We start from the raw sequence: 14,441 nt of genomic DNA, 5'->3' as shown, positions 1-14,441 counted from the left end.
TGATGAACCGCCCGGTGCGGACCCGCATGCCGGGTGGTGTGGGGGCTGGGAGCTAGACACTCCCGGCTACCCGATTAGCAGGCTTCACATCATTAAGCCTGCATATCCAAATAGGATTAAACGATGGAATTACAACCGCACCAACAACGTGTAGTTACCGAAAAAGACGAACTAGACGAAAAATTAAATAAGCTTCGCGCATTTTTTGATACCGATATTTATGCGAACTTGGATGAAGCCGAACGAAGTCGATTATCGAGGCAGTCTCGGTATATGGAATATTACAGTGACGTACTTGGCGAAAGGATTTCCGCATTTGCCTGCTAACGATGGAATTCAGACGGCGGCTGATTTATTTTGAAAACTGCGGAGCGTTACCCGCTCGGCTGAAATGTTGTGTTATGTTGCGAGGTTAACATGAGCTACAAATCATCAATTGATGAGCCTATACCAAAATACTGGAAAGTCACCACCAATGAGCCTGGGCGTTTTTACAAAGCGACAAGATTCATTGGTGTAGTTGCGTACGATGCACAAAGTGCTATTGAAGCTGTAAAACAACAGCATCCTACCGCAACAATCGTGAGCATTAATCATGAAGGCCCGGTGAATATACTGGCAACATAACGCCCCGCATAACCCGACTGAGCCGCATCGCGGCGAAGGTCGGAGTTAATGCGCTGGTTATGCGGCTAACTTTGGAGAAATTATGGAACTAGAAACTGTAAATAAACTATATCTTGAGCTATCGCAGATTGCAACCGCGAAAACTGAAAGCGAGTTGATTTTGGATGATATATCAAAAACAAATTTTAGGAGGTTGGCACTGTTGATCGATATTTTTAACTGTGACATTGCCGAGCAGTTTCCGGCTGATTTAAAGAACAGAATTGCCAATGAGATTGACGCATAACTATTGAATAGCAGGCAAATGTGCCCTGTTAACCTGATATTAACCGGGTTTTCAGGCACTTTTGCCTTGTTATCGGAAAAAGTAGGCGAATTTGCCTTGATAACTTGCTATTGACCGGTAAATCGGGCAAATTTGCCTACACATTTAATTTGCAGCTGATCATAGCCGGTAATGATATGAAGTCAAGCGCAAAACCATCAAGCCTGTTGGACGACGTGCGCCGCGTAATGCGGATGAAGCATTATTCATTGCATACCGAACGTAATTATTGCGATTGGATAAAGCAATTCGTTAAATTCCATCGGATGGCGGAGCGGGAGGCTTTGTTTGACGACTTCGAAGCCAAAATCGAAGCCTTCTTGAGCTATTTGGCGACCGGACGTAATGTCGCGGCTTCTACGCAAAATCAGGCGATGAATGCTTTGATATTTCTATATAAACAGGTTTTGAACAAGCCTTTGGAGAAGCGCATCGATGCGATTCGGTCCAATAAAAACCGGCGGATCCCGGTGGTATTGTCGCCCGACGAAGTTAAGCGGATTTTAGCTCGCCTGGAGGGTGTGCCGCAGTTGGTGGTCAAATTGTTGTATGGCAGTGGTTTACGGATCACGGAAGCCGTCCGCTTGAGAGTACAGGACATCGATTTTAGCTATAAGCAAATTACCGTGCGTTCCGGGAAGGGCGACAAGGATAGGGTGACGACCTTTGCCGCATCGCTAGGGCCTTTGTTGCAAAACCACCTGGAAAAAGTGAAAGCCATACATCTTCAAGATTTGATGGATGGTTTCGGCGCAGTTTATCTGCCGCATGCCCTGGCTAAAAAATATCCCAACGCCGAGAGGGCATGGGGGTGGCAATATGTATTTCCGGCTCGTTCTTTGTCGGAAGATCCGTTATCCGGGCTGACTAGGCGACATCATGTTGATCAGTCTTTGATCAATAAGGCGATTCGGGCAGCGGTTCGTCAGGTTGGTATCGATAAACGGGTTAGCGCCCACACTTTCCGTCACAGTTTCGCTACCCATTTGCTGCAACGCGGTACCGACATCCGCACTATACAAGCATTACTGGGACACAACGATCTGGAAACCACGATGATTTATACCCATGTGTTGAACCAGGGAGGACAGGGCGTGACCAGTCCGCTGGACGATTTAGACATTTGATCTATCTCCGTGACTGCGGCGGATAACCACGTGGAGTACGTCTTTGGCTGACCTGTGATTGCGTATCAAGGTAAAATTGAGTTTTTACGCTTGGCAACCGGATGGTTCATGTCTTCCAGTAACAGCTCGTTAAGCCGGCGCGATCTCGCCGTACTCTGGCACCCTTGCACGCAAATGAAGGATCACGAACAACTGCCGCTGATCCCCATCAAATCCGGCCAAGGCGTTTGGCTGGAAGATTTCGACGGCAATCGTTATCTGGATGCGATCAGCTCCTGGTGGGTCAACCTGTTCGGGCATTGCAACCCGGTTATCAACCAAGCGGTCAAAGCCCAGCTCGATACGCTGGAGCATGTGATTTTGGGCGGCTTCAGCCACGAAGCGGCCGTGTCGCTGGCGGAAAAGTTGGTCGAGATCACGCCGTCCGGCTTGGACAAAGTGTTCTATGCCGACAACGGTTCGTCGGCGATAGAAGTCGCGCTGAAGATGAGTTTTCACTATTGGCGCAACCTCGGCCAAACTCGAAAGACCAAATTCATCACCTTGGAAAACAGTTACCACGGCGAGACATTGGGCGCGCTGGCGGTGGGCGATGTGGCGCTGTACAAAGAAACCTATGCGCCTTTGTTGATGGATGTCGTCACGGTGCCCAGTCCCGATTGTTACCATCGGGAAGCCGGCGAAAGTTGGGAGGCTTTTTCGGTTCGCCGCTTCGCCGATATGGAAAATGCGCTGGACGAGCAGGCCGACGAGGTCTGCGCCGTTATCGTCGAGCCGCTGGTACAATGCGCCGGCAATATGCGCATGTACCATCCCGCGTATTTGAAAATGCTGCGCAAGGCCTGCGACAAATACGGCGTGCATTTGATCGCCGACGAAATCGCCGTCGGTTTTGGCCGCACCGGCACCTTGTTCGCTTGCGAACAGGCCGGTATCAGTCCCGATTTTCTGTGTTTGTCCAAAGGACTTACCGGCGGTTATTTGCCTTTGTCGGCGGTGCTGACCGGCAACCGGGTTTACGACGCGTTTTACGACGAATACCAAAATCTGACCGCATTTCTGCATTCGCACAGTTATACCGGCAATGCCTTGGCTTGCCGGGCGGCCTTGGCGACTATAAACATTTTTCAAACTCAGGATGTGCTCGGGCGTAACCGTGCGCTGGCTTCGTGCATGGCCAAGGCCGCCGAGCGTTTCAAAGAGCACCCGCACGTGGCGGAAGTGCGGCAAACCGGCATGATTTTGGCGATCGAGATGGTCAAAAATAAACAGACTCGCGAACCTTATCCGTGGCAGCAGCGCCGCGGGCTGAAGGTTTATCAATATGCCTTATCGAAAGGCGTACTGTTGCGTCCGCTAGGTAATGTCATTTATTTTATGCCGCCTTATGTAATCAACGAACGGGAGATAGAGCTGATGGCGGATGTGGCTTGGCAAGGCATACAACTGGCGGCGCAGGGCTGATGCGCATCTCGAGGCTATACGTCGATGCGCCGTTGAATGTCGGCAGCCGGATCGATCTGGATGACGAAGCGGCGCATTATGTGCGAACCGTGTTGCGCCTGAAATCCGGCGACGCGATTGTTTTATTCAATGGCCAAGGCGGCGAATATGCCTGCCGTTTCGACGAAGTCAGCCGCAAGTCCGTGCGCCTCGGGATCGAGCGGTTTGTGGCTAGAGACGTCGAGTCGCCGCTGAAAGTCTATTTGGGCATGGGTATTTCCCGCGGCGACCGCATGGATTGGGCGGTGCAAAAAGCCGTGGAATTGGGGGTGGCCGAATTGACGCCGCTGTTTACCGAGCGCTGCGTGACCAAGCTCAGCGACGAAAAAAAACAGCAGCGCCGGCTGCACTGGCAGCATATCGTGCAACATGCCGCCGAACAATCAGGCCGCACGCATTTGCCTGTTCTAGGTGAAATTTGTCAATTTTACGATTGGCTCGACAAGCCGCAGGGCTTGAAGGTGTTCCTCGATCCTTACGCCACTCGATCCCTGGCCGATTTGCGTCCAACTGACGGACAAGTCACCTTGTTATCCGGTCCGGAAGGCGGCTTCAGCGATGTCGAGCGAGAATTCGCTCAAAAGGCCGGTTTTATCCCGGTGCGGATGGGCCACAGAATTTTGCGTACCGAGACGGCGGTATTGTCGGCCCTGGCTGCCGCGCAGACGCTATGGGGAGATTTTCGCTGATGGCCCGTTTCCGGTTTGTGCTGTTGCCGCTGGGGTGGCTGGTAATTTTGGCGGCGTGTGCCGGCGTATTGGGATTCGGCTTATTGCGCTTGTTCGGCGACGTATTGCCCCTGCACAAAGTCGTCAGCAAATTGACCTTGATCTTGTTGTTGCTTAGCGTGTTTCCCCTACGAAAGACGCTGCGGTTGAGCTGGACGGATTTGGGCTTCGCTCCATGGCCGCAATTTCTCAGGCAATTGGGTGTAGGGCTCATGTTGGCCATGGCAACCTTGTTGCCGGTGTTGCTGACCTTATACGGTTTGGGTGTTCAGGTCTGGGACGACGGCAGGATTTGGTCACCCGGAAAACTGGCGGGGCGCATCGGCTTGGCGTTGTTTCCGGCATTTTTGATCGGAGTCGGCGAGGAGCTATTGTTTCGCGGCTTATTGCTAAGCTTTTTGCGCCGCCGTTTGGCTTTGGTTTCCGCGGTCGGCGTCAGTTCGCTTTATTATGCCGCCCTGCATTTTCTGAAAAGCAAGACGCAGATTCCGTACGCCGAACAAAATCCCGGCAGCGGGTTCAAGTTGATGGGCGAGGCCTTTGCGAATTGGCTGAATCCGGAGATTTTGAGCGCCTTTATCGCCTTGTTTGTCGTCGGTGTTTTTTTGGCTGTGATTCGTACGCGCGTACCGCGCAGTTTGGGCTTATGCATCGGTTGCCACGCGGGTTGGGTTTGGCAAATCAAATTGACTAAAGACTTATGTAACGTCAATTCGCAATCCGACTATCTTTATTTGGTTAGCGCGTATGACGGGGTCGTCGGGCCGCTGGTCGCCGTCTGGTTGGCTACAGCGATACTGATTTGGAGATTGCTCCAATCGAAATACAATGTCTGACATGAACTCGGCTAGAGGCGAGGGCGGAAGTGTTATTATTTTTATCGAATTAGAATAATTTAATATAGTGATGAGAGCGCATCGTAAACGCATTTTAGTGCATCGGCCCGGGGATTTATCGGTGCCATGGGCGCAGTATATCGTTAGTCGTTATGCCGATTACGCGACGGTATTCAAGGTCAATGTCGACTCGGTCGATATCGGCACCAGCACCAGACTTCGGGTTGAAGTCGAGCATGACGCCCCGGAAGCCGTCCCTACGCGTTGGTTTGTGAAGATTCCATCGCTTGCCGTTCGATCGCGCATCATTACGGCCTTGCCGCGCTTCTTGCATAAAGAGGTCAGTTTCTATCGGTCGCTATCGGCCAATGTGCCGCTGAAATTGCCGCAAATTCTAGCGGCGGAGAGTTATTTGGGAAAAGGATCGACCCTGGTGATGAGCGATTTGTCCGAGCACGATTTGAGGCCGGGGCAAGCCGCCGATGCATTGTCCGCCGATCAGGCCCGCCGCGTGATAGAGCATTTGGCGCAGCTGCACGGACGCTATTGGAACAAATCCGCGATACTGAAGAGTCATCGATGGTTGAACGACTTTTCCCATCAAATTGAAAATCATATGGGTTCTTTGTTTGCCGTTCCTTTGATGAAAACAGGACTAAAGCGAGCCGGCGGCCATATACCGAAAAAACTGCATACGCCGGCATTGCATTATTCGGCCAATCGGCGGCAATTCAAGCAATCGTTGGCGCGCGGTACTAAAACGCTGGTGCATCATGATTGCCATCCCGGCAATATCTTTTGGGATCGAAACGAGCCCGGTTTCTTGGATTGGCAATTGGTGCGTTGGGGAGAAGGGGTCGGCGATGTCGCTTATTTTTTAGCAACGGCGCTCGAGCCCGAGGTCAGGCGGAAGCACGAAAAAGATTTGCTGACTCAATATGTCGCCGGTTTGGTTAAAGCCGGTGCGGACCAGGTGGACGAGCGCCAGACCTTCCGCCGTTATCAAGCGCATCTCGTTTATCCGTTTGAGGCGATGACTGTGACATTGGCGATAGGCGGCATGATGCGGCACGAAAGCAATGTGGAAATGATCAAGAGAGCCGCCGCCGCAGTGGACGATCACGATAGTTTTGCGCTGCTCGATGCTTGACGATCCGGTTTTTAATACATAAGAAAAAGGGCCGGAACTACCGGCCCTTTTTGAATAGATGACCTTATTTCAACAGGTCGAAAACCTGTTCGGTCGCTTTTTGTGTGGCTTTGTCTTTTACCGCTTCCGTCGCTTCTTCGCCGGTTTTAGGTGCGGCGTCAACCGCCGCTTTACCCGATTTGACTTCATCTACTGTTTGCGTTGCTTCACCCGGCACAGCTTGTTTCATTTTTTCTTGGGCGGCGTTTTCCGCTCCTGCTTCAGCTTTATCCGATGCCGCTTCCGGCGCTGATTGCACGGCATCCTTCAATGCTTTGGCGTTTTCTATCGTTTCATTTGCGCTTTCTATGGTACGCGTCGCGCTCGGCGCCGCGTCTCCGAGCGCATCCTTGGCCATCTGCTTGCCCGCGGACTCGAGTAAGGATGATTGAGCCATGACGGTGCCGGAGGTCAACAGTATCGAAGTCAATAAAAAGATTTTTTTGTTATCCATGAGTGATTCCTCGTTTTGATGGTTGTGGTGCGAATGTAGGGTACTACATGGATTCTTAAAGCGTTATTAATTTACCGGTTGCGTATCGTCAATGACGAAATATCCGGGTTGGGATTTGGCCAAAAACAACTTCCCGTTTTGTCGGTGCGAACCCTGGGGCATAGCGAATAAGGAACGCCGTGAACCCTTCCATGGGGCTTGACGGCAGCGTCCTTGCTGCCGACATCCTCACTCGCTACGTCCTCAGTGACTATGGCCATATCGGTAAGTTATTTTGGACGATATCCTTAGCTTAACGTTAGACTGAATCCGGCTACGGCCGAACCGATGGGGCCTGCGAGCGTAGGAGCAAGAGCCGCGATGATTTGGGGTATTTGTTGTAAGGGCGATGTGGAAAAACCATGTTTGTTTTTCCATTCCATGATGTCCGAGTCGGACAATTCCGGCATTCTTTGCTTTAACAGGATTTCGGTATTATGGATCAGCTTCATCGAGCAAGGCACGTATAATCCCGCGAGCATCAAAGAATAAGTCATGCCGCAATACAAGGTCAGCGACAATGCCCAAGTGCCGATCGCTTTATGCAATTCGGCATCCGCAACAAATGCGATTGGAAACCGCAGCCATAACAGCATATGCAACGAACCGGCAACCAGCATCGCGGAACCGAAGTGAATCAGTAACTTTAATTTATTCATTCGGGAAAACAGGAAGTGTCGCGGATCGGTCACTTTTGCGTCCGGCAAGATCGTCTGACTGCAACAGGCCAACATCAAGAAGGGCGGTACGATGACAGCCAGCATATTCACAATCGAAACCAGAGCGGCGATTGCAGCGGTTTCGGTTTCGGTAAACCTATTGGCGGCACAAATGCTGTCGTATGTTAGTTGAAAGATCAGCCTAAGATTTGAGTCGGGCCGGATACTAAACGCCAGTTGCATAAGCCCGCCGATCCCCAAAGCGATACCGACCACGACGAAGTTTGAAAAGCCTTTTCGGTCCAGCGTTTTATAGAGTGTAAGCAGGCTGATTGCGATAACGGCACAAGCCACCGTTATAAACAATAATACCGAAGACAACCAAACAACACGGGCATCGTTAATTGACAGTATCGTTGTCGAAATAACCGATTGCGATTCCATCGCCGGTAGCGCATAACGAATATTTCCAAAGCCAAGCCCGCCAAATTCGAGAATGAAACTGGAAAATAAATAAGTGAGTAGCGGTGGTATCGCGAAAAACAAGGTTTTCGCTTCGGGTCGATGTGCGATATTCATACTTCTACCGTTTTCCGAACAAATACCTGCAAATTGCAGTAAGACTAAGACCATCGAAAACAGCCATGGAGCTGTATTCTAGTCCAATGTTAATTTAAGCATTCACATTTCAGCCGACGGCCCCGGCCAAACTCAAGTTTGGGATTTTCAGGGGGCGTGTGTTTGCGCACGCTGCCAGCGCGATTTTGTAAAATCGGCGAACGGCCACCATCGCGGAAAACCGGCGGGAGCTCATCTTTCTGAATTAGCGCGAATTCTTTATTTTCATAGGTACAAATCTTTAACATGCAGATAGGTTTCGGCGGCTGTTTTAGTTAACGCTTGGCACACGGATCGCCCTTGCCCGTATCGTTGAAAGTGATTGATAAACAATAACCGGTCGGCACCGCTTTTCCTAACGGTCGATTGTCGGGTAGAAAAATCGGATTTATTTGGTATATTTACCAAAGTTGCAAGATTTGTTACGAAGCCATGCCCGAATCAAACCGTAATACTACTGTCCGCGAAGCGATCTTGTCCGCAGGCGTTAGCTTGTTACGCGGGTACGGCATCACTGCTTTGACCCAGCCAAAAGTCGCTACGGCAGCGAGAGTCAAGCAAAGCCATTTGACCTACTATTTTCCGAAACGGGCCGATTTGTTATTAGGGGTGGCCGAGTACGCGATTGACAATATTCTGCATGAGGTGGAAGCGGGCTTGACGGAAAGCGCTTCTGCAAGCGCGTTGGTAGATATTATTTCGGCGGCCGTGATTAAGGGGGTGCCGCCGCGCGTGATGCTCGGTTTGATCGTGGCGGCGGACGCCGCCCCGGAAATTCGCCCCGCATTGCAAAAGTTAATCAGGCGTGTGCGCGATCAAATTCAAATGTTATTGGCAAAAGCCAGTATGACCGCCGATGACCGGACCGCGCTGATCTTCCACGCCGTGGTGGTCGGTTTGGCCGTTATGCACGACGCGCAACGTACCGAGCGATCCGCGCAGGAAGTCAAAACGGGCTTGGACCTCTTTGTCGAATTGATCGGAGCATAAATATGTGGGCGTTTAATTATTCCACCTATCGCAAATACGCCGTGATCTTGCTGGCGGGCCTGTTTTTTCAGTTGCCGGCTTGCAGCGACGAGGGCAATCGCAGTCTGCAAGGTTACGTCGAGGGCGAATATTTGTATTTGGCCGCGCCTCAGGCCGGTTATTTGCAAAGTTTGAATGCAAATCGGGGCAGTCGGGTCGTTCGGGGACAAACCGTGTTCATCGTGAGCGATAGTCCGGATGATCAGGTCCTTTTGGAGGCCCAAGCCCGGGCCGAATCGGCCAGGCAAAAACTGCAAAATTTAAAGCAACCCAAGCGCCCCACCGAAATCGCCGAGCTGGAGGCCAATCTAAACGAGGCTAAGGCGCATTTGCGCTTGACCGAGATAGAGTTGAAGCAGCAAGAACAACTGGCCGAGCGCCATTTTACCGCCCGAATCAACGTCGACGAAGCGCGTAGCGCCTATCGGCAGGCGCTTGCGCGAGTCGCCGCCGTTAACAAGCAAATTGCGACTTACGAAAATACCGTGGGGCGCCAAGCCGAAATTCAGGCGGCGGAAGCCGATTTCGCCGCCGCTCAGGCGGAAATCGAACAGAAACATTGGATCGTCGCGCATAAAACCGTCACCGCGCCCGCTGTAGGCGAAATCAACGAAACCTACTATCGCCCGGGCGAATGGGTCGCTGCCGGTGCGCCCGTCGCTAGCTTATTACCGGACGACCGCCGGCGTCTGCGCTTCTTCGTGCCCGAACCGATATTGGCCACGATCAAGCTGGGCGATGCGGTCGAAGCGAGCTGCGATAGTTGTCCGAGACCGATACGCGGCCTGGTGGATTTCATCGCGCCCGAGGCCGAATACACCCCGCCTGTGATCTATAGCTTGGGTAGCCGGGAAAAATTGGTGTTTCGGGTAGAAGCCGCTCCGTCCGCCGAACAAGCGCAGGAGTTACGCCCCGGTTTGCCCGTAGACGTCCGTCTCGTGCCTTGATATGAGCGAAGATTGGGTCATAGACGTTACCGGTCTTAACAAGCAGTTCGGCAGCAAGCATGTCGTCAAGGACTTGAGTTTGACCGTTAAACGAGGCGAGATTTTCGGATTTTTAGGCCCCAACGGCAGCGGAAAAACCACCTCGATTCGGATGCTGTGCGGGCTGTTGACGCCGGATAGCGGCCAAGGCACATGTCTGGGCTTCGATGTGATCAGACAAAGTGCGGCGATCAAACGTCAAGTGGGCTATATGACGCAAAGATTTTCGCTATGGGATGATTTGACCATTGCTGAAAACCTAAATTTTGTCGGCAGGATGTTCGGCATGCCTAACCGGAGGCAGGCGGTGACCGACGCGCTACGAGAACTCAATCTTCTGAGTCGTAAAGACCAACTGGCCGGCACGTTGTCGGGCGGCTGGAAACAACGCCTCGCCCTAGCGTCCAGCCTGTTGCATAGGCCGAAATTGCTGCTGCTGGACGAACCGACCGCCGGCGTCGATCCCAAGGCGCGCCGGGAGTTTTGGGAAGAAATTCACCGGCTTTCGGCCCAGGGTATCACCGTCTTGGTTTCGACGCATTATATGGACGAAGCGGAACGTTGCCACCGTTTGGCCTACATAGCCTACGGCAACCTGTTGGCTTGCGGCACTGCCGAGGAAGTGATTTTTCAACAGCACTTACAGACCTGGGAGCTTACCGGCAAAGGTATTCAAAAATTTACCGATCAATTGCGCTCGCTGCCGGGCGCTGAACAAGTCGCCAGTTTCGGTAACACCTTACATATCAGCAGTCGACAAGGACAGATGCTGCAAGCGGCACTGGAGCGGTTTGCCGTTGAGCATCGCTTAACTATCAATGCCGTAGCCCCTTCTTTAGAAGATACCTTCATACACATGATGAAGGACTGCGAGGACCAGTACCGTGAATGAAATTTTCTCGCTCGAACGCTGGCTCGGTATCCTGATCAAAGAGTTCATTCAGCTTAAACGAGACCGTTTGACCTTCGGCATGATCGTGGGTATTCCGATTATCCAGTTGTTGATCTTCGGCTTTGCGATCAATTCAGACCCTAAACACTTGCCTACCGCCGTGGTCATGGCCGATCCCGGACCCTTTGCCAGGGCGTATGTGGCAGCCATGCAAAACAGCGATTACTTTAACATCGTAGGCAGTATCGACGAGCGACAGGCCGATAAGCTGCTCGATCGAGGCGACGTTCAATTCGTCGTGACTTTTCCGGTCGGCTTTCAGCGCGACTTGGTCAAAGGCAAATCGCCGACGCTACTGGTCGAAGCGGACGCGACCGATCCAATGGCAATGGGGGGCGCTATTTCGGTGTTGAACCATTTAGGCATGGAAGTGTTTGCCCCGGACTTGCCCGGACGGCAAGTACCGGCCGTCAAAGCTGTCGATCTGCGCGTGCAGAAACGTTACAACCCGGAAGGCATTACCGCTTACAACGTGGTTCCGGGATTGTGCGGCGTAATCTTGACGATGACCATGGTGCTAATGACGGGCTTGGCCATGACTCGCGAGCGGGAACGCGGTACCTTCGAAAACCTGCTGGCGACGCCGGCCACGCCGTTGGAAGTCATGACCGGCAAAATCGTGCCCTACATTCTGATCGGCCTGATTCAGGTCACGCTGATTCTTATCGCATCGCACTGGATTTTTAACGTACCGTTGTACGGGAATCTGCTGCTACTCTATATCGTTGTGTTGTTATTCATCTGCGCCAACCTAACCTTGGGAATTACCTTTAGCTCGATTGCCCGGAACCAGTTGCAGGCCATGCAGATGACGTTCTTCTTTTTCCTGCCATCCATTTTGCTGTCCGGCTTCATGTTCCCGTTTCGCGGCATGCCGGAATGGGCTCAGGCCGTCGGCAGCGTGCTGCCGCTCACCCATTTTCTGATTTTGGTACGCGGCATTTTATTAAAGGGTAATGGCCTGAATCTGCTTTGGGGCCATATTTGGCCGATAGTGATGTTTATGGCCGTCGTTCTGGGGTTGGGTATAAAAACATTTAAGAAAACATTGGATTGATGCGGCATTTTCTTTTATGCGATCGCTGCAGTTTCATGCAGATTATGCTGGCAGTTGGGGGTTTTAACTCAATTAATATAGTTCTATTAACATAGATTAATTAAGAATCGATTCAGATTCTTAATCGTCACTAAAGTTTTAGCGGCCTTGGAGCGGCTGGTATACACATTGCTGTTATCTCCCGCTGGTTGAATATTTAAGGCGGATTTCTAATTGCCCATTGAGAAGAGCGTTTTATGAAGATCAAAAAAAGTGTCGTGTTACTGCCGTTAATGTTTATGCCGGCCATGGCTCAAGCGTTAATGGTTGATATTGGGTTCCAGCGAATTACCAATAACAACGCTCAAAATGTGGCGAGTCAATTAAGTGCGCAATTAAGAGACTATAGCCAGGCAAACGGCGATTACAATTTATCACTGGCCGCCGATGAGGTGTTGTTCACGTTTAAGAATTCCGCGCAGATCAATTCCAACATTGCTGAAATCTATTTCGACGACGGCACGCTATTGGCTCAAACCGGGCTTTATAACAGTATCGGCGGATATACGAGTTTTTCCGGCGGCAAGCTCAATCCCGCAAATTTGCCGTCGAGCAATTTCGTCAATCCGGAGTTCGAGGCAACCGCGAGTTTCGGCGCCGATGTCGATCCCGGCAATCAAAGTAAAGGTATCAATGCCAGCGACGATATTTTAGGGATCAAAATTCAGCTTAAGCAGGGCTTGGACGCGAGTGATGTCGTAGATGCGTTGCTGAATGGCGACCTGCGGCTCGGTCTGCATGTGCGTTCGATCGGTAGCACCGGCGGTAGCGATTCTTTCGTCAACAGCCCCATAGCGCTTCCGCCGGCTGCCGCCGTGCCGATTCCGGCTGCAGCTTGGTTTTTCGGCGCAGCGCTCGCTAGTTTGTCTAGCGTCACCTTCCGTAGACAACGCTCTTCTATTTAAACAGGCTCTTACTCGACCAATCATCGATAACGCTTCCGGCTTCATGCTTCCATTTCGCGCAATGTCCCGAAAAAGGGGCGGGGGCCGGCAACCGGCTGTCGCGCCCCCACCTTTCTGATTTTGATACACGGCATTCGTTAAACGGTAACGGCTTGTGGCCATTCAGATCGGATGAGATGTTCATGTTTGCCGTGCCGGTGTGGGTCTGAATGCGTTATCAAAAACCACGGGCCGACGCTCGGGCAAGCGCTGGACGGCAGCAAAATTAAGGGTTGCTCTGGTTTTCAATCAAACCGTCTTCATACAGCCTAAAGTTAGCCGGTTTTCCATTGACTTCGCCCACTACATCGAAATAATGAATGTCGACCGATTCGACCTCCGTCACTTTAATGCCGGGATAGCGTTTCTCGATTTCCTGCATTTGTGGATAACTCAGCGTGTAATAGGGCACTTGTTTGGTAATGCGCATGACTTTACCGTTACTGGCAACGATGACATCCCAACTGGTGACTTCTTTATTGTTTTCCGTTTTGTCCGCTTCGATGTCGAAACGAATTAAGTTGTTTTCGTTAATCTGAGTGATTTTGCTGATTGCATCCTTATCAATGATTTGCAATGCGCTGGTTTTTACCGCCTCGGGTAAAGCGTCAAACGAAATTTGGTTTGTTTCAACGGCAAATGCAGCCGTTAGGAAAAATTGCATGGTGATGAATGCCGATAGGCGTTTTGAATTGGACATAGCGTCCTCCGTATTTCAGCGTTGAATGTTTGTTTGAATGCCGAACGCCAACTTATTTACTAAAAAACTGTTACAGCGAACGATACATTTCCAATGCTTTGTTTAATTCGGCGATGGATTTTTCGATATTGCCTTTTTTAGCAATGATTTGGCCTTGAATGACCAAAGCATTGGCTTTTTTAACTTGCTCGTCGTCAATGCTGTCCGCAACGGCACGCGCGGCTTTCAGATGAACCTGGGCTGTGTTGAAATCGCTTTTGCGAATTTCCGTGATGGCTTGTTCGATATGGGAAATGGCTTTGCTAACATCGACTGGTGCCGATACTGCGCTTTCTTCGGCGAAAGCAGCTGTGCCCAAACTCATGGCCAAAAGCCCAATCAATGCCGTCATTCGAAGCATATTCATAACGTTTGCCTCCTTCTGTATAAGCTTTGTTAGAGATAAATAAGGAAAATAGAGAAAGGCTGTGTGGCCTCTCTATTTTTATCATACGCACTTCGGCCGGACTTTGTGTGACAAGTCTGTAAAGCCGACATCGAATTTGGCGAGTCGCTCGCCAGCGTCGGGGAGCCTTGGTGCAATCATTATCTGATCTTTGCAAAATGCCGGATTTGTAGAATTTAGACCG

At 51.2% G+C, this 14,441-nt stretch carries 17 protein-coding genes; 13 read left to right on the top strand and 4 right to left on the bottom strand.

The window, feature by feature from the left end; all coding sequences use genetic code 11:
• Nucleotides 1–123 precede the first annotated feature (123 nt).
• The 8 genes from ACW73I_RS10190 (at nt 124) to ACW73I_RS10155 (ending at nt 6,296) form a co-directional block, all read left to right on the top strand.
• A complete protein-coding gene (locus tag ACW73I_RS10190; RefSeq protein ID WP_458029189.1) occupies nt 124–327 on the top strand; it encodes a crAss001_48 related protein in 204 nt (67 codons plus the stop codon).
• Between the two features lie 90 nt (nt 328–417).
• The gene (locus ACW73I_RS10185) at nt 418–627 is read left to right on the top strand and encodes a hypothetical protein (RefSeq protein ID WP_458029188.1); all 210 of its coding nucleotides are present in this window, start codon (nt 418–420) and stop codon (nt 625–627) included.
• Between the two features lie 82 nt (nt 628–709).
• Nucleotides 710–913: a hypothetical protein gene (locus ACW73I_RS10180; protein WP_458029187.1), complete on the top strand. Its 204-nt coding sequence runs from the start codon at nt 710–712 to the stop codon at nt 911–913.
• 176 nt (nt 914–1,089) lie between these two features.
• A complete protein-coding gene (locus tag ACW73I_RS10175) occupies nt 1,090–2,079 on the top strand; it encodes an integron integrase (RefSeq protein WP_458029186.1) in 990 nt (329 codons plus the stop codon).
• Nucleotides 2,080–2,187: 108 nt separating this feature from the next.
• Complete coding sequence (locus ACW73I_RS10170) at nt 2,188–3,543, top strand: adenosylmethionine--8-amino-7-oxononanoate transaminase (RefSeq protein WP_458029185.1); 1,356 nt, start codon at nt 2,188–2,190, stop codon at nt 3,541–3,543.
• Nucleotides 3,543–4,271 carry a 16S rRNA (uracil(1498)-N(3))-methyltransferase gene (locus ACW73I_RS10165; RefSeq protein ID WP_458029184.1) on the top strand — a complete coding sequence of 243 codons (729 nt, stop codon included), beginning with the start codon at nt 3,543–3,545 and terminating at the stop codon, nt 4,269–4,271. The genes ACW73I_RS10170 and ACW73I_RS10165 overlap by 1 nt, the downstream gene beginning before the upstream one ends.
• Nucleotides 4,253–5,146, top strand: coding sequence for a CPBP family glutamic-type intramembrane protease (locus tag ACW73I_RS10160; RefSeq protein ID WP_458029183.1), 894 nt, complete (start codon nt 4,253–4,255; stop codon nt 5,144–5,146). The genes ACW73I_RS10165 and ACW73I_RS10160 overlap by 19 nt, the downstream gene beginning before the upstream one ends.
• 121 nt (nt 5,147–5,267) lie before the next feature.
• Nucleotides 5,268–6,296: a phosphotransferase gene (locus tag ACW73I_RS10155; RefSeq protein WP_458029181.1), complete on the top strand. Its 1,029-nt coding sequence runs from the start codon at nt 5,268–5,270 to the stop codon at nt 6,294–6,296.
• Between the two features lie 64 nt (nt 6,297–6,360).
• On the opposite strand, the gene ACW73I_RS10150 is transcribed toward ACW73I_RS10155, so the two are convergent.
• The gene (locus ACW73I_RS10150; RefSeq protein WP_458029179.1) at nt 6,361–6,789 is read right to left on the bottom strand and encodes a hypothetical protein; all 429 of its coding nucleotides are present in this window, start codon (nt 6,787–6,789) and stop codon (nt 6,361–6,363) included.
• 287 nt (nt 6,790–7,076) lie between these two features.
• Nucleotides 7,077–8,066 (bottom strand): hypothetical protein, encoded by a 990-nt coding sequence (locus ACW73I_RS10145; protein WP_458029177.1) that lies wholly within the window; start codon nt 8,064–8,066, stop codon nt 7,077–7,079.
• 471 nt (nt 8,067–8,537) lie between these two features.
• On the opposite strand from ACW73I_RS10145, the gene ACW73I_RS10140 reads away from it, so the two are divergent.
• The 5 genes from ACW73I_RS10140 to ACW73I_RS10120 all read left to right on the top strand — a co-directional run bounded on the left by ACW73I_RS10140 (nt 8,538) and on the right by ACW73I_RS10120 (nt 13,073).
• The gene (locus tag ACW73I_RS10140) at nt 8,538–9,095 is read left to right on the top strand and encodes a TetR/AcrR family transcriptional regulator (protein WP_458029176.1); all 558 of its coding nucleotides are present in this window, start codon (nt 8,538–8,540) and stop codon (nt 9,093–9,095) included.
• Between the two features lie 2 nt (nt 9,096–9,097).
• A complete protein-coding gene (locus tag ACW73I_RS10135) occupies nt 9,098–10,081 on the top strand; it encodes an HlyD family secretion protein (RefSeq protein ID WP_458029175.1) in 984 nt (327 codons plus the stop codon).
• A gap of 1 nt (nt 10,082) precedes the next feature.
• Nucleotides 10,083–11,012, top strand: a complete 930-nt coding sequence (locus ACW73I_RS10130) for an ABC transporter ATP-binding protein (RefSeq protein ID WP_458029174.1) — start codon at nt 10,083–10,085, stop codon at nt 11,010–11,012.
• Nucleotides 11,005–12,129: an ABC transporter permease gene (locus ACW73I_RS10125; RefSeq protein ID WP_458029173.1), complete on the top strand. Its 1,125-nt coding sequence runs from the start codon at nt 11,005–11,007 to the stop codon at nt 12,127–12,129. Before ACW73I_RS10130 ends, ACW73I_RS10125 begins: the two co-directional genes overlap by 8 nt.
• 236 nt (nt 12,130–12,365) lie before the next feature.
• Nucleotides 12,366–13,073: a hypothetical protein gene (locus ACW73I_RS10120; RefSeq protein WP_458029171.1), complete on the top strand. Its 708-nt coding sequence runs from the start codon at nt 12,366–12,368 to the stop codon at nt 13,071–13,073.
• A 265-nt stretch (nt 13,074–13,338) separates the two neighbouring features.
• Here the strand turns inward: ACW73I_RS10120 and ACW73I_RS10115 are convergent, their stop codons facing one another.
• On the bottom strand, nt 13,339–13,812 hold the full coding sequence (locus tag ACW73I_RS10115) for a hypothetical protein (protein WP_458029170.1): 474 nt from the start codon (nt 13,810–13,812) through the stop codon (nt 13,339–13,341).
• A gap of 70 nt (nt 13,813–13,882) precedes the next feature.
• Complete coding sequence (locus tag ACW73I_RS10110; RefSeq protein WP_458029169.1) at nt 13,883–14,218, bottom strand: hypothetical protein; 336 nt, start codon at nt 14,216–14,218, stop codon at nt 13,883–13,885.
• Nucleotides 14,219–14,441 lie beyond the last annotated feature (223 nt).

The organism is Methylomonas sp. MgM2, from assembly GCF_054172045.1.
This window is presented reverse-complemented; position numbering and strand designations above follow the sequence as displayed.

Bases quoted from the DNA above. Each gene is read 5' to 3' on its own strand.
- ACW73I_RS10145 (WP_458029177.1), bottom strand. From the start codon at position 8,066: ATGAATATCGCACATCGACCCGAAGCGAAAACCTTGTTTTTCGCGATA.
- ACW73I_RS10150 (WP_458029179.1), bottom strand. From the start codon at position 6,789: ATGGATAACAAAAAAATCTTTTTATTGACTTCGATACTGTTGACCTCC.
- ACW73I_RS10165 (WP_458029184.1), top strand. From the start codon at position 3,543: ATGCGCATCTCGAGGCTATACGTCGATGCGCCGTTGAATGTCGGCAGC.
- ACW73I_RS10135 (WP_458029175.1), top strand. From the start codon at position 9,098: ATGTGGGCGTTTAATTATTCCACCTATCGCAAATACGCCGTGATCTTG.
- ACW73I_RS10190 (WP_458029189.1), top strand. From the start codon at position 124: ATGGAATTACAACCGCACCAACAACGTGTAGTTACCGAAAAAGACGAA.
- ACW73I_RS10180 (WP_458029187.1), top strand. From the start codon at position 710: ATGGAACTAGAAACTGTAAATAAACTATATCTTGAGCTATCGCAGATT.
- ACW73I_RS10110 (WP_458029169.1), bottom strand. From the start codon at position 14,218: ATGAATATGCTTCGAATGACGGCATTGATTGGGCTTTTGGCCATGAGT.
- ACW73I_RS10170 (WP_458029185.1), top strand. From the start codon at position 2,188: ATGTCTTCCAGTAACAGCTCGTTAAGCCGGCGCGATCTCGCCGTACTC.
- ACW73I_RS10120 (WP_458029171.1), top strand. From the start codon at position 12,366: ATGAAGATCAAAAAAAGTGTCGTGTTACTGCCGTTAATGTTTATGCCG.
- ACW73I_RS10175 (WP_458029186.1), top strand. From the start codon at position 1,090: ATGAAGTCAAGCGCAAAACCATCAAGCCTGTTGGACGACGTGCGCCGC.
- ACW73I_RS10130 (WP_458029174.1), top strand. From the start codon at position 10,083: ATGAGCGAAGATTGGGTCATAGACGTTACCGGTCTTAACAAGCAGTTC.
- ACW73I_RS10140 (WP_458029176.1), top strand. From the start codon at position 8,538: ATGCCCGAATCAAACCGTAATACTACTGTCCGCGAAGCGATCTTGTCC.
- ACW73I_RS10115 (WP_458029170.1), bottom strand. From the start codon at position 13,812: ATGTCCAATTCAAAACGCCTATCGGCATTCATCACCATGCAATTTTTC.
- ACW73I_RS10160 (WP_458029183.1), top strand. From the start codon at position 4,253: ATGGGGAGATTTTCGCTGATGGCCCGTTTCCGGTTTGTGCTGTTGCCG.
- ACW73I_RS10185 (WP_458029188.1), top strand. From the start codon at position 418: ATGAGCTACAAATCATCAATTGATGAGCCTATACCAAAATACTGGAAA.